At 72.7% G+C, this 18001-nt stretch carries 16 protein-coding genes and 4 pseudogenes; 10 read left to right on the forward strand and 10 right to left on the reverse strand.

Annotation, left to right across the window (positions count from 1 at the left end):
- Positions 1 to 84: 84 nt before the first annotated feature.
- The 4 genes and pseudogenes from AB0N07_RS45205 to AB0N07_RS45220 form a co-directional block, all read left to right on the forward strand.
- Positions 85 to 421: pseudogene (locus tag AB0N07_RS45205) on the forward strand (VWA domain-containing protein); the annotation flags it as partial.
- Positions 414 to 1514: an XdhC/CoxI family protein gene (locus tag AB0N07_RS45210; protein WP_365845816.1), complete on the forward strand. Its 1101-nt coding sequence runs from the start codon at positions 414 to 416 to the stop codon at positions 1512 to 1514. The pseudogene AB0N07_RS45205 and the gene AB0N07_RS45210, both read left to right, overlap by 8 nt.
- 42 nt (positions 1515 to 1556) lie before the next feature.
- Entirely contained in the window at positions 1557 to 1817 is a 261-nt protein-coding gene (locus AB0N07_RS45215; protein WP_365845818.1) for an SRPBCC domain-containing protein, read from the forward strand.
- Complete coding sequence (locus AB0N07_RS45220; protein ID WP_365845820.1) at positions 1814 to 2143, forward strand: hypothetical protein; 330 nt, start codon at positions 1814 to 1816, stop codon at positions 2141 to 2143. Before AB0N07_RS45215 ends, AB0N07_RS45220 begins: the two co-directional genes overlap by 4 nt.
- A gap of 10 nt (positions 2144 to 2153) precedes the next feature.
- Here the strand turns inward: AB0N07_RS45220 and AB0N07_RS45225 are convergent, their stop codons facing one another.
- The 4 genes from AB0N07_RS45225 to AB0N07_RS45240 all read right to left on the reverse strand — a co-directional run bounded on the left by AB0N07_RS45225 (position 2154) and on the right by AB0N07_RS45240 (position 5910).
- The gene (locus AB0N07_RS45225) at positions 2154 to 3077 is read right to left on the reverse strand and encodes an aminoglycoside phosphotransferase family protein (protein ID WP_365845822.1); all 924 of its coding nucleotides are present in this window, start codon (positions 3075 to 3077) and stop codon (positions 2154 to 2156) included.
- A 125-nt stretch (positions 3078 to 3202) separates the two neighbouring features.
- Positions 3203 to 4630, reverse strand: a complete 1428-nt coding sequence (locus tag AB0N07_RS45230; protein WP_365845824.1) for an MFS transporter — start codon at positions 4628 to 4630, stop codon at positions 3203 to 3205.
- A gap of 103 nt (positions 4631 to 4733) precedes the next feature.
- Positions 4734 to 5234 (reverse strand): metallophosphoesterase, encoded by a 501-nt coding sequence (locus AB0N07_RS45235; RefSeq protein WP_365845826.1) that lies wholly within the window; start codon positions 5232 to 5234, stop codon positions 4734 to 4736.
- Positions 5235 to 5238: 4 nt separating this feature from the next.
- The gene (locus AB0N07_RS45240) at positions 5239 to 5910 is read right to left on the reverse strand and encodes an SAM-dependent methyltransferase (RefSeq protein WP_365845845.1); all 672 of its coding nucleotides are present in this window, start codon (positions 5908 to 5910) and stop codon (positions 5239 to 5241) included.
- 62 nt (positions 5911 to 5972) lie between these two features.
- Here AB0N07_RS45240 and AB0N07_RS45245 point away from each other — a divergent pair, with 62 nt between their 5' ends.
- From AB0N07_RS45245 to AB0N07_RS45260, 4 genes are all read left to right on the forward strand, one after another.
- Positions 5973 to 6434: a MarR family transcriptional regulator gene (locus tag AB0N07_RS45245; RefSeq protein WP_365845828.1), complete on the forward strand. Its 462-nt coding sequence runs from the start codon at positions 5973 to 5975 to the stop codon at positions 6432 to 6434.
- Positions 6431 to 7840, forward strand: coding sequence for an MFS transporter (locus AB0N07_RS45250; RefSeq protein WP_365845830.1), 1410 nt, complete (start codon positions 6431 to 6433; stop codon positions 7838 to 7840). Before AB0N07_RS45245 ends, AB0N07_RS45250 begins: the two co-directional genes overlap by 4 nt.
- A gap of 4 nt (positions 7841 to 7844) precedes the next feature.
- The gene (locus AB0N07_RS45255; RefSeq protein WP_365845832.1) at positions 7845 to 8429 is read left to right on the forward strand and encodes a hydrolase; all 585 of its coding nucleotides are present in this window, start codon (positions 7845 to 7847) and stop codon (positions 8427 to 8429) included.
- A gap of 121 nt (positions 8430 to 8550) precedes the next feature.
- Positions 8551 to 10509, forward strand: coding sequence for a glycosyltransferase family 2 protein (locus AB0N07_RS45260; protein ID WP_365845834.1), 1959 nt, complete (start codon positions 8551 to 8553; stop codon positions 10507 to 10509).
- A gap of 374 nt (positions 10510 to 10883) precedes the next feature.
- Here AB0N07_RS45260 and AB0N07_RS45265 read toward each other — a convergent pair whose 3' ends face one another.
- The 5 genes and pseudogenes from AB0N07_RS45265 to AB0N07_RS45285 form a co-directional block, all read right to left on the reverse strand.
- Complete coding sequence (locus tag AB0N07_RS45265; RefSeq protein ID WP_365845836.1) at positions 10884 to 11687, reverse strand: class I SAM-dependent methyltransferase; 804 nt, start codon at positions 11685 to 11687, stop codon at positions 10884 to 10886.
- Positions 11684 to 12151 (reverse strand): sugar nucleotide-binding protein, encoded by a 468-nt coding sequence (locus AB0N07_RS45270; protein WP_365845838.1) that lies wholly within the window; start codon positions 12149 to 12151, stop codon positions 11684 to 11686. The genes AB0N07_RS45265 and AB0N07_RS45270 overlap by 4 nt, the downstream gene beginning before the upstream one ends.
- A 152-nt stretch (positions 12152 to 12303) precedes the next feature.
- Positions 12304 to 12480 (reverse strand): annotated as a pseudogene (locus tag AB0N07_RS45275) (glucose-1-phosphate thymidylyltransferase); the annotation flags it as partial.
- A gap of 22 nt (positions 12481 to 12502) precedes the next feature.
- Positions 12503 to 12682 carry a hypothetical protein gene (locus AB0N07_RS45280; RefSeq protein ID WP_365845840.1) on the reverse strand — a complete coding sequence of 60 codons (180 nt, stop codon included), beginning with the start codon at positions 12680 to 12682 and terminating at the stop codon, positions 12503 to 12505.
- 141 nt (positions 12683 to 12823) lie between these two features.
- Positions 12824 to 12982 (reverse strand): annotated as a pseudogene (locus AB0N07_RS45285) (esterase); the annotation flags it as partial.
- A 4-nt stretch (positions 12983 to 12986) separates the two neighbouring features.
- Here AB0N07_RS45285 and AB0N07_RS45290 point away from each other — a divergent pair.
- Positions 12987 to 13124, forward strand: a pseudogene (locus tag AB0N07_RS45290) (MarR family transcriptional regulator); the annotation flags it as partial.
- Here the strand turns inward: AB0N07_RS45290 and AB0N07_RS45295 are convergent.
- Positions 13123 to 15570, reverse strand: a complete 2448-nt coding sequence (locus AB0N07_RS45295; protein ID WP_365845842.1) for a SpoIIE family protein phosphatase — start codon at positions 15568 to 15570, stop codon at positions 13123 to 13125. The pseudogene AB0N07_RS45290 and the gene AB0N07_RS45295 overlap by 2 nt on opposite strands.
- A gap of 463 nt (positions 15571 to 16033) precedes the next feature.
- Between AB0N07_RS45295 and AB0N07_RS45300 the strand changes: the two genes are divergently transcribed.
- On the forward strand, positions 16034 to 18001 hold a 1968-nt coding region (locus AB0N07_RS45300; RefSeq protein ID WP_365845844.1), incomplete at its 3' end, for a GAF domain-containing SpoIIE family protein phosphatase.

Genomic DNA, 18001 nt, shown 5'->3' on the forward strand with positions numbered 1-18001 from the left:
GCAGGCCCGCCCCTTCAGATGGACCAAGACCGCGGACCAGATCATCGACCGCATCTGCCGCTACTGCGACAGGATCTGCGGACCGGAACACTAGGGGAGCTGCTGCGCGAGTTCCTGGGCCGCTGGGGGCAGCGGGGCATGGCGCGTGGGGCGGTCGTGGTGGTGCTGTCCGACGGGTGCGTGGCGACCCCGAGCTGCTCGGCGCGCAGATGCGCCGTCTGCACCGGCCGGCGCACCGGGTGATCTTGGCCGATCCTCGCAAGGCGCAACCCGGCTACGCACCTCTCCGCCCGGGATGGCGGCGGCGCTGCCGAGCGTGGACGCTTTCGTCGAGGGGCACAGTCTGGCCGCGCTGGAGCGTCTGGTGGCGGTGGTGCGCGGGGCCGGCCCGGCGCCCGTGGAAGGAGCGGATCGTGCGTGAGATTCTCCCGACGCTGAGCGAGTGGTACGCGGCCCGGCTCCCGTTCGGCCTTGCGACCGTGGTCGCAGTGAGCCGCAGCGCACCGCGTGATCCCGGTGCGGCCATGGCCGTGGGACCCGGCGACGAAGTCGTGGGCAGCGTGTCCGGAGGCTGCGTGGAGGGCGCGGTGTTCGAACTCGCCCAGGAGGTCGTCGAGACCGGCGAGGCACGCCTGGAGACCTTCGGCTACAGCGACGAGGACGCATTCGCGGTCGGGCTCACCTGCGGCGGTGAGATCACGCTGCTGGTGCGGCCCGTCACGCACGAGACCGACCCGGGGTTCGCGGCGGTCGCGCGGTCCGTGGCCGAGGGCCGCCCGGTGACCGTGGCGACGGTGACGGGCGGACCTGCGACGATCGGGGCCACCCTCGCCGTCTGGCCGGACGAGGTGTCGGGGACTCTGGGCACGGCCGGCCTGGACATCGCCGTCACCGCCGACGCGCGCGGCGAACTCGCCCTGGGTGCCACCGGATTGCGCCACTACGGCCCGCACGGCGAGCGCCGCGAGGACGCGGTCACGGTCTTCCTGCACTCCTTCGCCCCGCCGCCGCGCATGCTGGTCTTCGGCGCCATCGACTACGCGGCCGCGGTCGCCCGCATCGGCAGCTTCCTCGGCTACCGGGTCACCGTGTGCGACGCCCGTCCGGTGTTCGCCACGCCCAGACGCTTCCCGGACGCCGTCGAGGTGATCGTCGACTGGCCGCACCGCTATCTGCGGAACACCGACACCGACGAACGCACGGTGATCTGCGTTCTCACCCACGACCCCAAGTTCGACGTGCCGCTGCTGGAGGAGGCACTGCGCCGGCCGGCCGCCTACATCGGGGCGATGGGCAGCCGCCGTACCCACGACGACCGCATGAAACGCCTGCTCGACGCCGGGCTCACCGAGAGCGAACTCTCCCGGCTGCGCTCCCCCGTCGGCCTCGACCTCGGCGCCCGTACGCCCGAGGAGGTCGCCGTGTCCGTCGCCGCCGAGATCGTCGCGCTGCGCTGGGGCGGCAGCGGCGCCCCGCTGACGGCGACCGCAGGGGCCATCCATCCGTCGACGTGACGCCCGTCCGAGGAAGTCATCGAGCTGCACCACGAGTTCACCGTGCCGGTCCCGGTCGACGACGCCTGGCGGACGCTCCTCGACATCGAGCGGGTGGCCCCGTGCATGCCCGGGGCGACCGTCGAGGAGTACGACGGGAAGACCGTCACCGGCTCGGTGAAGGTCAAGGTGGGCCCGATCACCGTGACGTACAAGGGCACGGCCGTCTTCGAGGAGCAGGATGAGACGGCGCACCGCATGGTGCTGATCGCCGGTGACCGGGAGACCCGCGGCCAGGGCACCGCACGCCACGCCCCACGGTGACCGGCACTCCGAGCGAGCGCGACGGCGGTACGGCGGCGTCGGTGCGTACCGGACTGACGGTGACCGGGCGTCCGGCGCAGTGCGGGCGCGGAGTGATGGCGGAAGTGGGCGACCGGCTCGTCGGCCGGTTCGCCCAGTGCCTCTCGGAGCGGATCGTGGAGCCCGAGCCTGCCGCGGCGGTGGCGGAGCCGCGGGAGGAGGCCGGACCCCTCGACCTGTTCCGTACGGCCGGGGTGCCGGTGGCCGAACGGGCGGCGGTGGCTGTCGCTGCGGCCGTCGTGGTGACGGTCGTGTTCACGCGGGTACGGCGCCGGCGGCAGGGTTGATCCCCTTCCCTCAGCCCGTGTTGCTCCGGTAGTCCGCCACGATCGCCTCCAGGTGCTTCAGCGCTGCCGTGATCCGGGCCGGGTGGTCGCGGAAGAAGGGGTCGTCGGGTACCGGGAGCGATCCCGCGAGGGCCCAGCCGCGGCCCCGCGCCCAGGTGGCGTCGTCGGCGCCGACCGCCTCGCGGAAGACGTCCCGTGCCCGCGCGGGCAGGAACTTCCAGGCGGGCACCAGGTCCACGGCGGGGTCGGCCACGGCCAGCGTGCCGAAGTCGATGACGGCGCTCAGCCGGCCGTTCTGTGTCAGGAGGTTGCCCGCGTCGAGGTCGCCGTGGATCCACACCGGCGGCTTCTCCCACGCGGGCGCGGCGAGAGCCGCCTCCCACACCTGCGTCACCGCGTCGACATCGACGAGGCCCGCCTTCTTCAGGGCCTCGAGCTTGGGCCGCACCCGGGCCTCCGCGGCCACGGAGTCACGCTCGTCGCCCAGTGGCACACCGCGGAAGGCGTTGCTCTGCTCGGGGCCGGGGCCGCCGGTGGGGTCGGCGGCCTGCAGGGCTGTGATGAATTCGGCCAGGTCGAGGGCGGTGCCGACCGGGTCGACCAGAGCATCGGTGGCGGCCGTCTCGCCGTCCAGCCACCGGTACACGGACCACGGGTAGGGGTAGCCCTCGCCGGGTTCCCCCATCGCGAGGGGCTCGGAGACGGCCAGCGGGAGATACGGGGCCAGGCGGGGCAGCCAGCGGTGCTCGCGCTCCACCTGGCCGACCCAGTGCGCATAACGCGGCAGACGCACGGACAGCTCGTCGCCGAGCCGGAAGGTGGCGTTGTCCATGCCGGACTGCGGCACCGGGGCCACCGGCAGCTGGGCCCATTGCGGGAACTGGGCAACGAGCAGGCGGCGTACGAGAGTTGCGTCGATCAGCACGCCGTCCATCTCAGCGGAGTGATGGCTGGACGTCCATCGGATTTCGGGGTGGGCCTCTGAAGGGCAGGCGGCTTCCGATGGGGCATGCACGCCCCCGCGACACAGCACCTCTGCTTCCTCGAACGCCGCTCACGTCACCTCTCGCCGCCCGGAAGGAGGGCGCCCGGCAGCACGAGCAGGGCGAGCACCGCGGCGGCCGCGTAGAGGCCCGCGGCTCCGAGGGCGACGGCGTGGAAGCCCCGTACGAAACGTGTCTCGTCACCGGGCTGTCCGGCGACCGCGCCCGCCACCGCGATGCCTATCGCACCGCCTGTCTGACGTGCGGTGTTGTTCATCGCGGAGGCCAGCCCCGACCGTTCGGCCGGGACGGCCGCGATGGCCGCGGCGACGACCGCGGGGGTAAGGAAGCCCATGCCGGTGCCCCACAGCAGGAACGCGGGCAGCAGGACGAGATACGTGGAGTGCGGTGCGGCCGGGGCGAGGAGGGCGAGTCCGGCCGTGGCGACGAGCAGACCGGCGGCGGCCGGAAGTCGCGACCCGATCCGGCTGGTGATGCGCCCGCCGAAAGGCGCGATGACGGCGAGCGGGGCGAACAGCGGTATCACGGCGGCGCCCGCGAGCAGCGCGGAGCGGTCCTGGACCGACTGCAGGAACAGCATCAGCACGAACAGCGTGCCGAGCGTGCCCATGTTCATGATCCCGGCCACCACGTTCGCCGCGTCGAAGGCGGGTCGCCGCAGCAGCGGAACGGGCAGCATCGCCTCGTCCCCGCGGCGCAGTTCGACGACGGCCAGTGCCGGCACGGCGAGGACGGCGAGCGCCGCGGCCACCAGCACCTGCGGGGCACCGGGGCCGGCGCGTCCGCCCTCGATGAAGGCGTACGTCGTCGCCAGAAGCAGCAGGCTGCCGAGCAGCAGTCCGGGCACGTCCAGACGCCTGGCCTGCTCTTCCCTGCTCTCCCGCACGATCGCGGCGGACCGCACGAGGGCGACCAGCACGATCGGCACGTTCAGCAGGAAGATGGCCCGCCAGCCGAGGGTTTCGGTGAGGGCGCCGCCGAGCAGCGGGCCCGCGGGCAGCGCCAGGCTGCCTGTGCCGGCCCAGACGCCGATGGCACGGGCGCGTGCCGCGTCGTCGGGGAAGGCGCGGCTGATGATGGCCAGCGTGCCCGGCAGCAGCAGCGCCGCGCCCACGCCCTGGACCACCCGGGCGGTGACCAGGACGGGGACACCGGGGGCGAGTCCGCAGGCCAGCGAGCCGGCGCCGAAGACGACGAGTCCGGCGAGGACCACGCGCCGGTGTCCGTACAGGTCCCCGGCCGTCCCGCTGGTCAGCATGAGGGCGGCGAGCGCCAGCGCGTAGCCGTCCACCACCCACTGCAAGCCGCCGATGTCGGTGCCGAGGTCCGAACCGATGCGGGGCAGTGCCACGTTGACGATGGTGACGTCGAGCAGCACCAGGAAGTACCCGGTGCACATGGCGAACAGGACGGTCCGCGGCGAGCCCTCGTGCCGTGCGGGGCTCACCGCGCGCCGCAGAAGCGTTGCCGGTGATCCAGTCATGGTTCCTTGGTAACAGGAGGGTCCGACAACACCGCCGGATGCCGGATGCGCCCGTACGGCCGCCGCTGCCGGGTGCCCCGCTCCGCCGCCCAGAAACCGGCGGCTACCTCGGGGGCAGGCGGTGCAGCTGTACGTCCGTGAGGAGGCCGTCGGCCACGGTGGCGGTCATGTAGGTGCAGTGGGGCTGGCGGCGCCGGTCGGTCGGGGATCCGGGGTTGAGCAGGCGCAGGCCGCCGGGGGCGGTCGTGTCCCAGGGGATGTGGCTGTGCCCGAAGACCAGCACGTCGGCGTCGGGGAACCGGGCGGCGCAGCGCGCCTCCCGGCCCTGTGCCGGGCCCGTCTCGTGCACGACTGCGAAGCGCACTCCGTCGAGCTCGGCGTACGCCACTTCGGGCAGCCGGGCACGCAGTGCCGGTCCGTCGTTGTTGCCGTACACGCCGACGACCCTGCGGCAGCGGGCCTCCAGCAGGTCGAGGGTGGCGCTGTCGACCCAGTCCCCGGCATGGAACACGACGTCGGCGCGCGGGAATTCGGCCAGGAGCGGCTCCGGCAGCTGCTTGGCGCGTTTGGGGAGGTGGGTGTCGGTGGTCAGCACAAGGCGCACGGGCTCAGCCTAGAGACGGCGTCGGCGCCGCAGGGTGAACGGTCCTCGGCGTGCGTGCGGGTGTCGCGCCGGCGTGGCCGGCGGTCCCTTCGTTGTACACGCGCATCGAAGCGGCGACCGCCTCGGCGCCGATGTCCGCGGCGGGGTGGGAGAGGACGTGGTGGCTGCCGGGGGCGAGGGCGTCGAGGAGGCGCCGGGGGACGGCGTAGGGGTCGTCCGGGTCGGGGACGTACTGCAGGATCGCGACCAGCACGAGCGCCACGGGCTGCGAAAGGTCCAGTGTCTCCTGCGCCGCCGTGAGGACGCGGTCCACGTCGCGCAGGCCGGCCTCCAGGCAGTCCGTCGCTCCTTCCGGGGTGCCGACGAGCAGCGCCCAAGCGTGGGCCAGGACGACCGGGTCGTCGTCGACGTAGACCACGCGGGCGCCGGGTCGAGGCGCTGGGCCACGTCGCGAGGAACTGGCGGATTCCGGCCCAGTCAGCTCACGCACGGATTGAACGGCGGCCGACTCGGCCGCCTCCTGGTCGGCGGTATGGCTGTCCCGTCCGCCGAGCCAGGCGTTGCAGACGCGCGCGGGGTGCGCCACGGAGGAGTCGACCGGCGCGATTCCGGCTGTCGGGTGCTCGTGCGTACGGACCGCCCCTCTCCCGCCGTCCCCCTGTCGGCGCCCACCGATCTACAGGTAAAACTGTTCAGTCTGGACTGGACAGTTTCACCTTTCGGTTTTATGGTCGTGGCATGGATGAACAGACCACCGAGCCTTCCGAGGGCATCGGCGAGTCCGCCGCCCGCGCGGCGCGCGATCTGCGAGTGGTGGTCAGTCGGCTGCGGCGGCGCATCAGGGAGGTCGCGGAGGACGACGAGCTCACGCCGCCCCAGGTCTCCGCGCTCACTCTGGTGGCGAAGCACGGGGCCGCCACGGCCAGTTCGCTGGCCACGGCGGAGGGTGTGCGACCGCAGTCGATGGCGACCACGCTCGCCGCACTGGACCGGCAGGGGCTGATCCGGCGGAGTCCCGACCCCGACGACGGCCGCCGCCAGCTCGTCACCCTGACCGACGCGGGCCGCCTGCGGGTCGAGGGTGACCGGCAGGCCCGTGAGGAATGGCTGGCCCGGGCGCTGCAGGACCGCTACACCGAGGACGAACGGCGGACGGTCCTCGAGGGGCTCGCGCTGCTGGAACGGCTCACGCAGCCGTGATACGTCGGCTCTCCCGCATCGGGGGAGGCGCGCGGACCACCCGCCCCTCCCCCGCCGGGTTCGACCGGCGGCTGATCGCACCGATGCTGTTCGGATCGGTCCTCAACCCGGTCAACTCCTCGATGATCGCGGTGGCGTTGGTGCCGATCGGGGTTGCCTTCGGTGCGCCGCCGGCCGAGACGGTGTGGCTGGTGTCCGCCCTGTACCTGGCCACCGCGGTGGGGCAGCCGGTCGTCGGGCGGTTCGTGGACACGTACGGGCCGCGCCGCCTCTATCTGACCGGCACGGGCCTGGTGGGGATCGCCGGGCTCCTCGGCGCGGTCGCCCCTTCGCTCGGCGCGCTCATCGGCGCCCGCGTACTGCTCGGCTTCGGGACGTCGGCGGCGTATCCGGCGGCCATGCAGCTGACCCGCAGCGAGGCCGAGCGCACGGGTCGCGACAGCCCGGCGGGAGTACTGACCGCGCTCGCCATGGCCAACCAGGTCGTGGCCGTGATCGGCCCCACCCTCGGCGGTCTGCTGATCGGCCTCGGTGGCTGGCGGGCCGTCTTCACCGTCAACGTGCCGCTGTCGGTGGCCTGTCTGGTCCTGGGAGCGCGCCGTCTGCCGAGGACGTCCGGGCGGACCACGGGCCGGGGAAACGGTGTCGACCTGCCCGGCATGGCGTTGTTCGCGGTCATGCTGGTCTCGCTGATGGTCTTCCTGACGGGCCTGCGGCTCGACCACTGGTACCTGCCGGTCCTGTCCGCGGTCGCCGCGGCGGGTTTCGCGGTGCGGGAGCTGCGGGTGCCCGACCCGTTCGTCGACCTGCGCGTCCTCGGCGGCAACGTCCCGCTGATCGTCACGTATGTGCGCCAGTTGCTGGCCTACACGACCTCGTACGCCTTCATGTACGGCTTCACCCAGTGGCTGGAGGAGGGGCGCGGCCTGCACGCCGCGACGGCGGGACTGGTGCTGCTGTCGCTGTCGGCCACCGGGCTCGCCGTCTCCGCCGTCACCGGTCGCCGGGAGGCCGTACGAGGCAAGCTCGTCGTCGGCAGCCTTCTGCAGATGGCCGGCTGCGCCACGCTGCTGCTGGTCGGCCCCGATACCCCGATGTGGGAGCTGATCCTCGTCGGAGCCGTGATGGGCGTGCCGCAGGGCCTCCTCGGACTCGCCATCCAGAACGCCCTGTACCGCCAGGCAGAGCCGGCCCGCACGGCCTCGGCCGCCGGGCTGCTGCGCACCTTCGGCTACCTCGGCGCGCTGGCCGCGTCCGCCGCCGACGCGGCCTTCTTCCCCCACCGCGCCGACACCTCCGGGATGCACGACCTGGCCCTGTTCATGCTCGTCGGATCGACGCTGCTCCTGACGTCCGCTCTCCCCGACCGTTCGCTCGACACCCTCGTACCGCAACGAAAGGCCTGATTTCATGACTGTCACCGCCCTCGACCCCCGCACCGCCCTCGTGGTGATCGACCTCCAGGCGGGCGTCGTCGCCGCGCCCGTCCAGCCGCACAGCGGCGCCGATGTCGTCACCCGTACGGTCGAACTCGCCGACGCCTTCCGCGCCCGCGGTCTGCCCGTGGTGCTGGTCCGGGTCTCGTTCGCCGCCGACGGGGCGGACACGGTTCCCGGCCGCACCGAGGCCTCCCGCCCGGGCGGCGCCTTCCCGGAGGGCTGGGACGTCGTGGTCGCCGAACTGGCCGGTCATCCCGGCGACATCACCGTCACCAAGCGCAACTGGGGTGCCTTCCACGGCACCGGTCTCGATGTCCAGCTGCGCCGCCGCGGTGTCACGCAGATCGTGCTGACGGGCATCGCCACCAGCATCGGCGTGGAGTCCACCGCCCGCGCCGCGCACGAGCACGGCTACCACGTCACACTCGCCACCGACGCCATGAGCGACCTGGACCCCGAGGCCCACCGGCGCAGCGTCGAGCGGATCTTCCCGCGCCTGGGCGAGCCGGGCACCACCGCCGAGATCCTGGAACTGCTGGCCAAGACGCACGACTGATCCCGCCCGCGGAAACGATCTGGAGACAGGCCCGGAGTGGGACGAAGCTCCAGGCGGAGATAGCATCTGGCCAGCCGTACCCACACTTTCGGCGAGCGACCCGAGGGGGCTCGGAAGCCCGATGCCGGTCAAGGTCAGCGTCATCGTCCCCGTCTACAACCCGGGGCCCTACATCGAGGACTGCATCGCCTCGCTGCTGAGGCAGTCACTGCCACCCGACGAGTACGAAGTGATCTTCGTCGACGACGGCTCCACCGACCAGACCCCGGCCCGGCTCGATGCTCTTGCGGCTGAGGAGCCCCGGGTCCGGGTGATCCACCAGGAGAACTCCGGCTGGTCGGGCAAGCCGCGCAACGTCGGCATCGCCGCCTCCCAGGGCGAGTACGTCATGTTCGTCGACAACGACGACCGCCTCGGCGACGAGGCCCTGGAGCGGATGTACGACTACGGGGTGGCCAACGGCGCCGACGTCGTCGTCGGCAAGATGGCCGGCCAGGGCCGCGGGGTGCCGGTCGAGTTGTTCCGCCGCAACCGGCCGAGAGCCGGCGTGCGGAACGCCCCGCTCATCGACAGCCTCACCCCGCACAAGATGTTCCGCCGGGCCTTCCTGGACGAGATCGGCCTGCGCTTCCCCGAGGGCAGACGGCGCCTGGAGGACCACGTCTTCGTGACGGAGGCGTATCTGCGCGCGGCCAACGTGTCCGTGATCGGCGACTACGTCTGCTATTACCACATCCGGCGCGACGACTCCTCCAACGCGGGCTTCCAACAGTTCGACCCGGTGGGGTACTTCAAGAACCTGCGGGAGGCGCTGGACGTCGTCGACCGGTACACCGAGCCGGGCGAGGTGCGCGACGGTCTGCACCGCCGCTGGCTGCGCGTGGAGATGGTGGAGCGGCTGCGCGGCAACCGTCTCCTCGCCAATCCGGACGACTACCGGCGCAGGATGTTCGAGGAGATCCGCCAGGTCGTCGTCGAGCGCTTCGGCCCCGGTGTCACCGCCGGACTGCAGCCGACGCAGCAGGTCGTGGCCGCGCTCGTCGCCGCCGACCGGTACGACGACGTGGTGGCCTTCGCCGAGTGGGAGACCGGGCTCGGCCTCTCGGCCCGGCCCGGGACGGTCGAGTGGCAGGACGGCAGGCTGCGGTTCGACTTCGTCGCCGAGCTCACGGCGGGCGGTACGCCGCTGACGTTCCCCGGCGGCGGGGTCCGCACCCCGCTGGACGGCCCGCCGAAGGACCTCGACGAGGCGATTGCCTGGGTGAGCGCCGACACCGTGGCCCGGTTCGGACAGGCCGCCGTGGACCTGCTGGTGCGCGAACGCTCCAGCGCCGCCCAGTACTTCCAGCCCATCGAGGTCACCCGGGAGATCGTGCCGGTCGAGGACAGCGGGCAGGTGCGGCTCATGCTGCGAGCCACGGCCACTGTCGACCCGGCCGCCGCGGTGGACGGCGCGCCGCTGCGCGCCGGGCTGTGGGACACGCATGCCCGCGTCAGGCTGGGCGGCTGGAGCAAGACGTCCCGCGTGGGCCCGGGCCCGCGCAAGGCCCGTGCCGCCACGTCCGCGGCGGTCGTGGCCGGGCGGGTGGTCCTGCCGTACTGGACCGACCAGCACGGCAACCTCTCCCTGGACGTCGACCGGGCCAACCAGCGCCTCGGCCTCGGCCGGCTCGATCCGGACGCCGTGAGCGTCTCGGGGGGCCGGCTGCGCGCGCCACTTCCGCTGCACGTCCCGGCCGAGACGGCCGTACTGCTGCGGCTGACCTCCCCCGACACGTCGGTGGACGTGCCCGGCACGCTGTCCCCGGCCGGGGACGGGGCCCTGCTGGAGGCCGCCCCGACCGTCGCCGACCTCAGCGGCGCGACCTGGCGGACCGCCCTGTGCGCGGCCCCCGACGCCGCCGAGCCGCGTTTCCTCCCGCTGCCGCTCGCCCTGCACGCGGACGCGAACTCGATCAAGGTGGTACGGACCCCCAGGCCCTCGGCGGTACGGCGGCTGGCCCACAGGGCACGGCGGGCGCTCGCCGCGGTGCTCAGACGTCGCACGGCATCCCGGGCGGCCAAGGCGGGAAAGGCGTGAAGGCGTCCGATCACTGGGCATAGCGGTCGCACGGGCGCTGGAGCCGAAGATCTTCCCCGGCGAGAGGGGCACCTCCACGAGTGGTGGCGCGGCGAAGAGGTCCGCATGGCCGCGGCTACGACCTGTCGCTCGCGCAGGCCAACTGCTCGGTCTCCCACGGGCGTGCGCTGCGCGGGGCGCGCTTCACGGATGTGCCGCCCGGACAGGCCGAACACCCGGCACGCCGTGTTCCTCACGGGCGGCCTCAGGCACGCCTTCCGGTGCTGTCCCGAAGGACGTGCAGGCGCCGTCACCGGCAGAGGCCCGGCGGACCGGGCTCCTGCTGTCGGACGACGCCTGCACCTCCCGTTACGAGGAGTTGCGCGGCCGACCGGTCAGCGGCCGGCCGCCAGGCCCTCCAGGGCCGAGCGCAGCGGCTGCCAGCCGCGGGAGCGGCTGAGGCCGCGGTTGCGCGCGCGGACCAGAGGACGCCAGAAGTCGGCCCCCAGCAGGGTCTCGGGCGTGACCGCCTTCACCCGCTCCAGCACCGTCTCGGGCACCTTCTGGGGGTCGGGCACCTGGAACTCGGCGATGATCTCGTCGTACTTGTCCTTCAGCACGGTGTTCTGGTGGTCGGCGCCGAAGATGATCAGCTGGCCGGTGGGCTGGGTGTCGACGAGGACGGTCACGAGATCGGGCCGGTAGCGGTTCAGGATCTCGATGATCTTGTAGACGTCGCCGGTCCAGGCGTCGGTGTGCCGGTCGCGGGCGGCCTCGTCGATGCTGCGCGGCAGCATGTCGTCGAAGACGATCACGCTCGACCAGTCCGAGTGCTTCTCGATGTTGATGAAGTCGCGCAGCGCGTACTCGAAAAGGTGCATGCCGTCGATGAACGCGAGGTCGAGCGTGGTGCGCCGCCAGTAGCCGAGCGGGCTGCGGCCCCGGCGCAGGTTGCGCACGGGGTGGCGGCCGCCCTTGAGGTGGCCGAGGGGGTTGTCGCGGGCGAAGAAGTCGTCGCTGGTGGCCTTCACCAGGTGGACGTCGCACCGGATCTCCGTGACCACCTTGAACGCGGGGTCGACCGCGATGCTGGGGACGCGGGACAGCGTGAGACTGCGGCCGTCGTTGACTCCGATCTCCAGGTAGTTGCGGTTCGCGGTGGCCTTGTGCAGACCCCGCAGGAATTCATGGCGTTTCACGAAGGGGACTCCTTGCGGATAAGGGGGAATGCTTCATGCAGGACGGATCGCCAGTCGCGCAGCGGCGGCAGACCCAGCTCCTGCCGACGACCGTGGGCGAGGGCGCTGTACCCGGGGCGGTGAACGGGCCGCGGGAAGGCCCCGCTGCTCACGGGCCGCACCCGGTCGGGGTCCGCGCCGAGACCGGCGAAGCCCTCTCGGGCCGACACGTACCGGGAGGTCGCGCCCCAGCCGGCGGCATGGAAGACAGCGCTCGCACCCCGGCCCGGGTGCGGGCCGAGGTCGACTAGACGTGCGGCGACGTCCGCGCTCCAGGTGGGCTGCCCGCGCTGGTCGCCGACGACGTCGAGGGTGTCGTGGCGGGACTCCAGGTCGATCATCGTGCGGACGAAACTACGCCCGTGAACGCCGTAGAGCCAAGCGGTTCGCACGATTGCGCTCGATGTGGGAGGCTCCTCGGCCACGCACGCTCGTCGGCGACCTTGCTGCGGACGTACGCGCCGTTCGGCGCGATGGCATGATCTTCGGGATACGGGGTACGTGCGTCGCCCGCGAAGACGTGGTCGATGCGGAGACGGAGTCAGGCAGGCGCCGTGTGTCGCGCAGGCACGGGCGACCCGAGGATCGAGGAGTCGCGGACCACGATGGAGAACTCCAGCTCGCTGTCGATGATCCGGCAGTTCTCCGCGACGGAGGTGAAGGGTCCCACCTGAAAATCTTCGACGACGGTGCCGACGCCGATCACGCCGGGGTCGACGATGCGCGAGTTCACCACGCGCGCGCCCTCCTCCACCGAAGTGCGGGCGGGCCGGTGGTCAGTCCTCGCCCCGCACGATGTTGCCCTCCGGGCCGGGTTGATCCGTTCGGGTGGTGCCCTGCCCGAGAACCGCCGGAATGCAGGTACCCAAGACGCCCTTGCCCCGCAGCCGCCGGGCCCTCGCCCAACCGGTCTCCTGTCGACGGATCGCAAGCTTGTCTGTGGTGTGCGGCGTCACGGCGGTTCATCTTCCTTCTGCTTCAGAGCTTGTTGGCCGGGTCCCCTTCGGCGGTCCGGTCAAACGCCGTGTCCGGCGTGCCGGCGGCGCGCGAACCCGCCGCGCGCGGGCCCCACTTCGGCACCGGTTCGACGCTCGGGCAGTGCCCAGCGCCCCGCGAGGAGTGCTGATCGCCTGGCTGATGGCGGCCTCCGCGGCACGGGTCCCACGCAGGGCGTTGAGCATCACGAAGTCGTGGATGATGCCCTGGTATCGGACAGCGGTGACCGGGACACCCGCCTCCCGCAGCTTGTTGGCGTAGACCCTCCGCCTCACCGAGGCCGGTGCTCAGCTGCGGGAGAGGGCGGGCGGGGTGCCCCTTGCCATCGGCGACGCCATGGGCCTGACCCCCGAGCAGGACGCCCTGGCCAAGCAGCTGCTCCGTCTGATCACCGCCAACGTCACGAACCGAGCACGAGCTCCGCCCACACCTGTTTGCCGCCGCTGGCCGGCACGGTCCCCCACGTCTCGGACATCGCTTCCACCAGGAGGATGCCGCGGCCGCCAGTGGCTTCCCATCCGATGCCGGTCGGCTTCACCGGAGTGCGCGGCGAGGCGTCGGCGACCGAGACACGCAGCCGGTTGTCGAGCAGGGTGAGGTCGAGGCGCACTTGGCCGTGGGTGTGCACCAAGGCATTGGTGACGAGCTCGGAGACGACCAGGAGTACGCCGTCCATGTCGTCGCGGGTGACGCCCCAGGCCCGGAGGGTGCGCCGGGTGAAGCGACGGGTGTGTCCGACGGCCTCGGGCACGCGCCAGACCGTCCAGCTGTCGCGCAGCGGACGCAGCGCCATGCCGTCGTAGCGCAGCAGGAGCAGGGCGACGTCGTCGCTGCGCCGGGCGTTGCCGAGCAGGGCGTCGGCGACCAGGCCGAGGTGACCGGGGTCGGAGCCGGACAGTTCCCGGGCCAGCCGCTCCATGCCGTCGTCGATGTCGGCCTCCGCGGACTCGACGAGGCCGTCCGTGGTGAGCGCGAGGACCGTGCCGGGCTGCAGCCGCAGCGCGCTCATCGGGAAGTCGGCCTGGGCGACCACACCGAGCGGCGGCCCGCCGTCGGACTCGGGCACCTCGGTGCTGCCGTCGGGGTGGCGCAGCACCGGCGGCAGATGACCTGCACGCACGTACCAGGCGGAGCCCTCCTCCATGTCCACGTCGACGTAGCAGCAGGTGGCGAAGAGGTCGGTCTCCATGTCCGTCAGGAGCCGGTTGGCATGCGAGACGACCACGTCCGGCGGGTGGCCCTCGACGGCGTAGGCGCGCAGCGCGGTGCGCATCTGGCCCATGAGGGTGGCGGCGCTCGCGTTGTGGCCCTGGACGTCACCGATGACGAGGGCCACGTGGTTGTCGGGCAGCGGGATCACGTCGTACCAGTCGCCGCCGACCTCCAGGCCCGCCGTGGTGGGCAGGTAGCGGGCGACGGCGACCGCGCCGGGCAGCTTGGGCAGGCGGCGCGGCAGCAGCTGGCGCTGGAGCATGCCGACGAGTTCGTGCTCGGCGTCGAAGGCGTGGGCGCGCATCAGGGCCTGGCCCGCGAGGCCTGCGGAGGCGGTGAGCAGGGCGCGCTCGTCGGGGCCGAAGTCGTGCGGGGTGTCCCAGCCGATCAGACAGGCGCCTGCCATGCGGTTGCCGGCGGGCAGCGGCAGCACGGCGAGTCCGCCGGGGCCGATGTCGGCGAGGGCGGGTTCCAGGGGCGCGCCGGCGGGCCAGATGCGGGCGCGGCCCTCGCGCAGGGCGGCAGCCAGGGTGGGCATGGCGCGCACGGGCGCGTCGGGCCACTCGGTGCGCCACTCCAGGCGCCACAGCTCGGGCCAGGATTCCGGATCGGCCGGGTCGAGGACCGTGACGACGAGCCGGTCGCCCTCCAGCTCGGCGAGCGCGATCCGGTCGGCCTGCAGCGGCTTGCGCAGGGCGGAGACCACGGCCTGGCTGACGTCGCGGACGGTGCCGGCCGTCGCGAGCATGGCGGCGAGGCGCTGGACGCGGGCCACGTCGGTGACCTCGGAGCGAAGCTTCGAGGCGTCGGCGACCGTGCCGACGAGCATGGCGGGCCGGCCCTCGCCGCCGGGCAGCAGACGCCCGCGCAGCCGCAGCCACTTGGGCGGGCCGGAGGGCTGCAGGACCCGGAACTCCAGCTCACGGTCGCCGAGGGACATGTGGTCGGCCTCGACCACCGACATCAGCGAGGGCAGGTCCTCCGGCACGGTCAGGCCCAGCAGGGTCTCGACCCTGCCGTCGAACTCGGCGCGGGTGACGGCGAACAGCCCCAGGATGGCGTCGCCCACCTCGACCCGGCCGCTGTCCATGGCGAGGCTGAACGCATTGGCCAGCAGCTCGCCGCCCTCTGCGGCGCGGGCGGGGACGGGGCAGCCGACGGCGTCGGCGATCAGCTCCAGGCACTTGCGGTCCTCGGTGTCGAAGCCGTCCGGCCGATCGCTGACGGCCAGCAGACAGCCGCCGTCTCCGTTCCCGCGCGCGGGCAGCACCGCCAGGTGGAAGTCCCGCGGCGGCGTCCGCCGCGCCTCGGCATCCCCCGAGAGTGCCTCGGGCCCGAGCCACACCGGACTCCCGGAGCGGTGGCTGTCGGCGACCGGGGAGCTGCCGGAGCGCGGATAGCTGTCGCGCAGCCCGAACAGCGTGCGCGGCACACCCGCCGACTCCACCAGGCACAGCAGGTCGCCGTCCTCCTCCGGCGTGTACACACCGACGAACGCCGCTCCGGCGAAGACCAGCGCCTGCTCCAGGACCCGACGCACCCGCTCGGGTGAGTCCGGACCGGACGTGAGCGCATTCAGGGCACCTTCGGCGCGCAGAGTTCTCGTTCTGCGTGCCTCGGCGCCCTCACTGACCACGTCCGCAATTACAGCGCGTATGGGACACCCGCGCAGCCCCTGTGAGCATTCCGTGGAGGTCATCGGGCGTGCCCACTCGAAACGCGCCGAACATGTCTTGACGCGTGCGTATCGCACGGTGATCTCGTGACAGGCGTGACTGTCCCGGGCCTTCGGACGGCTGGAAGTGTCGGTGCCGGGCCACGGAGGGGCATCTCAGCATTCCGTCATTCCGTCCGCGGTCTCATCGGAGTTGAACGCGTGCCCATTGTTGGCGCACACGTGGCGCCCGCACACCGTCTCGCGCATCAACTGAGGGGGCATGTACCGGGGGCGAGGTGGTGCGGCGGTTCTTCACCGAGCAGGGGGCTGCCCTGCGCCCGTACTCGGGCCGGGTGCGCCTGGCGGCCACCGCTCGCCGTGCGCGACCGGCCGCCAGGGGGCAGATTGATCCCTGGGACCCGTCGCCCGGCCGTGCGAGGAGGTGGTCGGCGTGTCCGACGGGCAGGTGTCCGCTCAGGCGCCGGCGACCACGAGGACGCGGGTGGGCCGGCCGCTGCTGTCCCTGGCGCTGGCGTCGATGATGGACGAGGTCCACGCGCACTCCGGGGCGGTGTATCTGCTGTCTCCCACCGAACCCGTGCTGGAGATGGCCGTGATGGCGGGCCTGCCCCGGGCCTTCGCGGCGCCCTGGGAGCGGGTGGGGCTGAGCGCGCCGATCCCGGTGGCGGACGCGGTGCGGGAGCGGCGGCTGGTGTGGGTGGGCGGCGAGGAGGAGATGGCCGCCCGCTATCCGCGCATCGCCGTGGTGCTGCCCTATCCCTTCGCGCTGGCCGCGGTGCCGGTGGCGACCGGCTCGACGGCGTACGGCGCGGTCTTCGTGACCTGGCCCGGCTCGCATCCGCCCGACCTGTCGGACTTGGAGCGGGACCATCTGACCGCCGCCTGCGACCGGCTCGCGAAGCGGCTGGAGCGTGCCCTCGAGGAGAGCCGGCAGCTGCTGCCCGAGCCCGATCTGCTCGGCGGACCGCCGGTGGGCGGCCTGGCCGGCACCCTCGGCACGGTGGAGGCGGCTCGGATGGTGGCACGGCTGCCGTACGGGCTGTGCTCGCTGGATCTGCACGGCCGGATCGCCTTCGCCAACGCGGCGGCGGCCGAACTGATCGGTCTCCCGGTCAGCAAGCTGCTGGGCACGCAGCTGTGGGCGTCGGTGCCCTGGCTCAACGACCCCGTCTACGAGGACCGGTACCGGGCCGCGCTGATCAGCCAGCAGACGACCTCGTTCGTGGCGCTGCGCCCGCCCGGGGACTGGATGTCCTTCCGGATGTATCCCAGTACGACCGGGCTCAGCGTCCGCGTCACCCGCGCGCGGGCGGTGGCGGAGATGAAACGGGCCGGGCCGCAGCCCGGTGACGCCCCTTCCCGGCTGGTCACCATCTCCCAGGTGCTGACGCTGGCCGGTGCGCTGACCGAGGCGGTGGGGGTGCAGGACGTGGTGCAGCTGGTCGCGGACGAGATCGCGCCGGCTGTGGGCAGCCAGGCGCTGGTGGTCCTCGGTTCCCGGGCGGGGCGACTGCATGTGCTGGGGCACCGCGGGTATCCGGATGCGCAGGTCGTGGAGCGGTTCGACGGGCTGCCGCTGGCCGAGCGCACGCCGGGCACGCACGTCCTGAACACGGGGGTGCCCGCGTTCTTCGACTCCCGGGAGGAGTTGGAGCGCCTGTATCCCTCGCGGCAGGCCGCTCCGGGCGGCTTCGCGGCCTGGGCCTATCTGCCGTTGATCGCGTCAGGACGCCCGGTGGGCACCTGTGTGCTCGCCTACGCCGAACCGCATCCGTTCCCCGCGGACGAGCGCGCGGTGCTGACGAGCCTCGGCGGTCTGATCGCGCAGGCCCTGGAGCGGGCCCTGCTCTACGACGCCAAGCACCAGCTGGCGCACGGCCTGCAGGCGGCCCTGCTGCCGCACTCGCTGCCGCCGCTGGCCGGCATCGACTCGGCATCCCGCTATCTGCCCGCCACGCACGGCATGGAGATCGGCGGCGATTTCTACGACCTGGTGCCGACGCCGGGCGGCGCGGCGGCGGTGATCGGGGACGTACAGGGACACAACGTGACCGCGGCCGGGCTGATGGGCCAGATCCGCACCGCCGTGCGCGCCTACACGACCGTGGGGCAGGCCCCCGAGGAGGTCATGGGCAGCACCAACCGGCTGCTGATCGACCTCGGCGCCGATCTGTTCGCCAGCTGTCTGTATCTACGGCTCGATCCCGCGCGCGGGCGGGCCGTGATGGCCCGGGCGGGTCATCCGCCGCCGCTGCTGCGCCGCCCCGACGGCCGGGTGCGGGTGCTCGACCTCGCCGGTGGCCCACTGCTCGGCATCGACGGCTCCGCCGGCTACCCGACGACGGAGGTCGACCTCGCTCCCGGCTCCGTACTCGCCCTCTACACGGTC

Source organism: Streptomyces sp. NPDC051172, from assembly GCF_040682555.1.
Classification (GTDB): domain Bacteria; phylum Actinomycetota; class Actinomycetes; order Streptomycetales; family Streptomycetaceae; genus Streptomyces.

Excerpts from the sequence above, each read along its gene's own strand:
- AB0N07_RS45225 (WP_365845822.1), bottom strand. The coding sequence starts at position 3,077 with ATGGACGGCGTGCTGATCGACGCAACTCTCGTACGCCGCCTGCTCGTT.
- AB0N07_RS45260 (WP_365845834.1), top strand. The coding sequence starts at position 8,551 with ATGCCGGTCAAGGTCAGCGTCATCGTCCCCGTCTACAACCCGGGGCCC.
- AB0N07_RS45255 (WP_365845832.1), top strand. The coding sequence starts at position 7,845 with ATGACTGTCACCGCCCTCGACCCCCGCACCGCCCTCGTGGTGATCGAC.
- AB0N07_RS45245 (WP_365845828.1), top strand. The coding sequence starts at position 5,973 with ATGGATGAACAGACCACCGAGCCTTCCGAGGGCATCGGCGAGTCCGCC.
- AB0N07_RS45230 (WP_365845824.1), bottom strand. The coding sequence starts at position 4,630 with ATGACTGGATCACCGGCAACGCTTCTGCGGCGCGCGGTGAGCCCCGCA.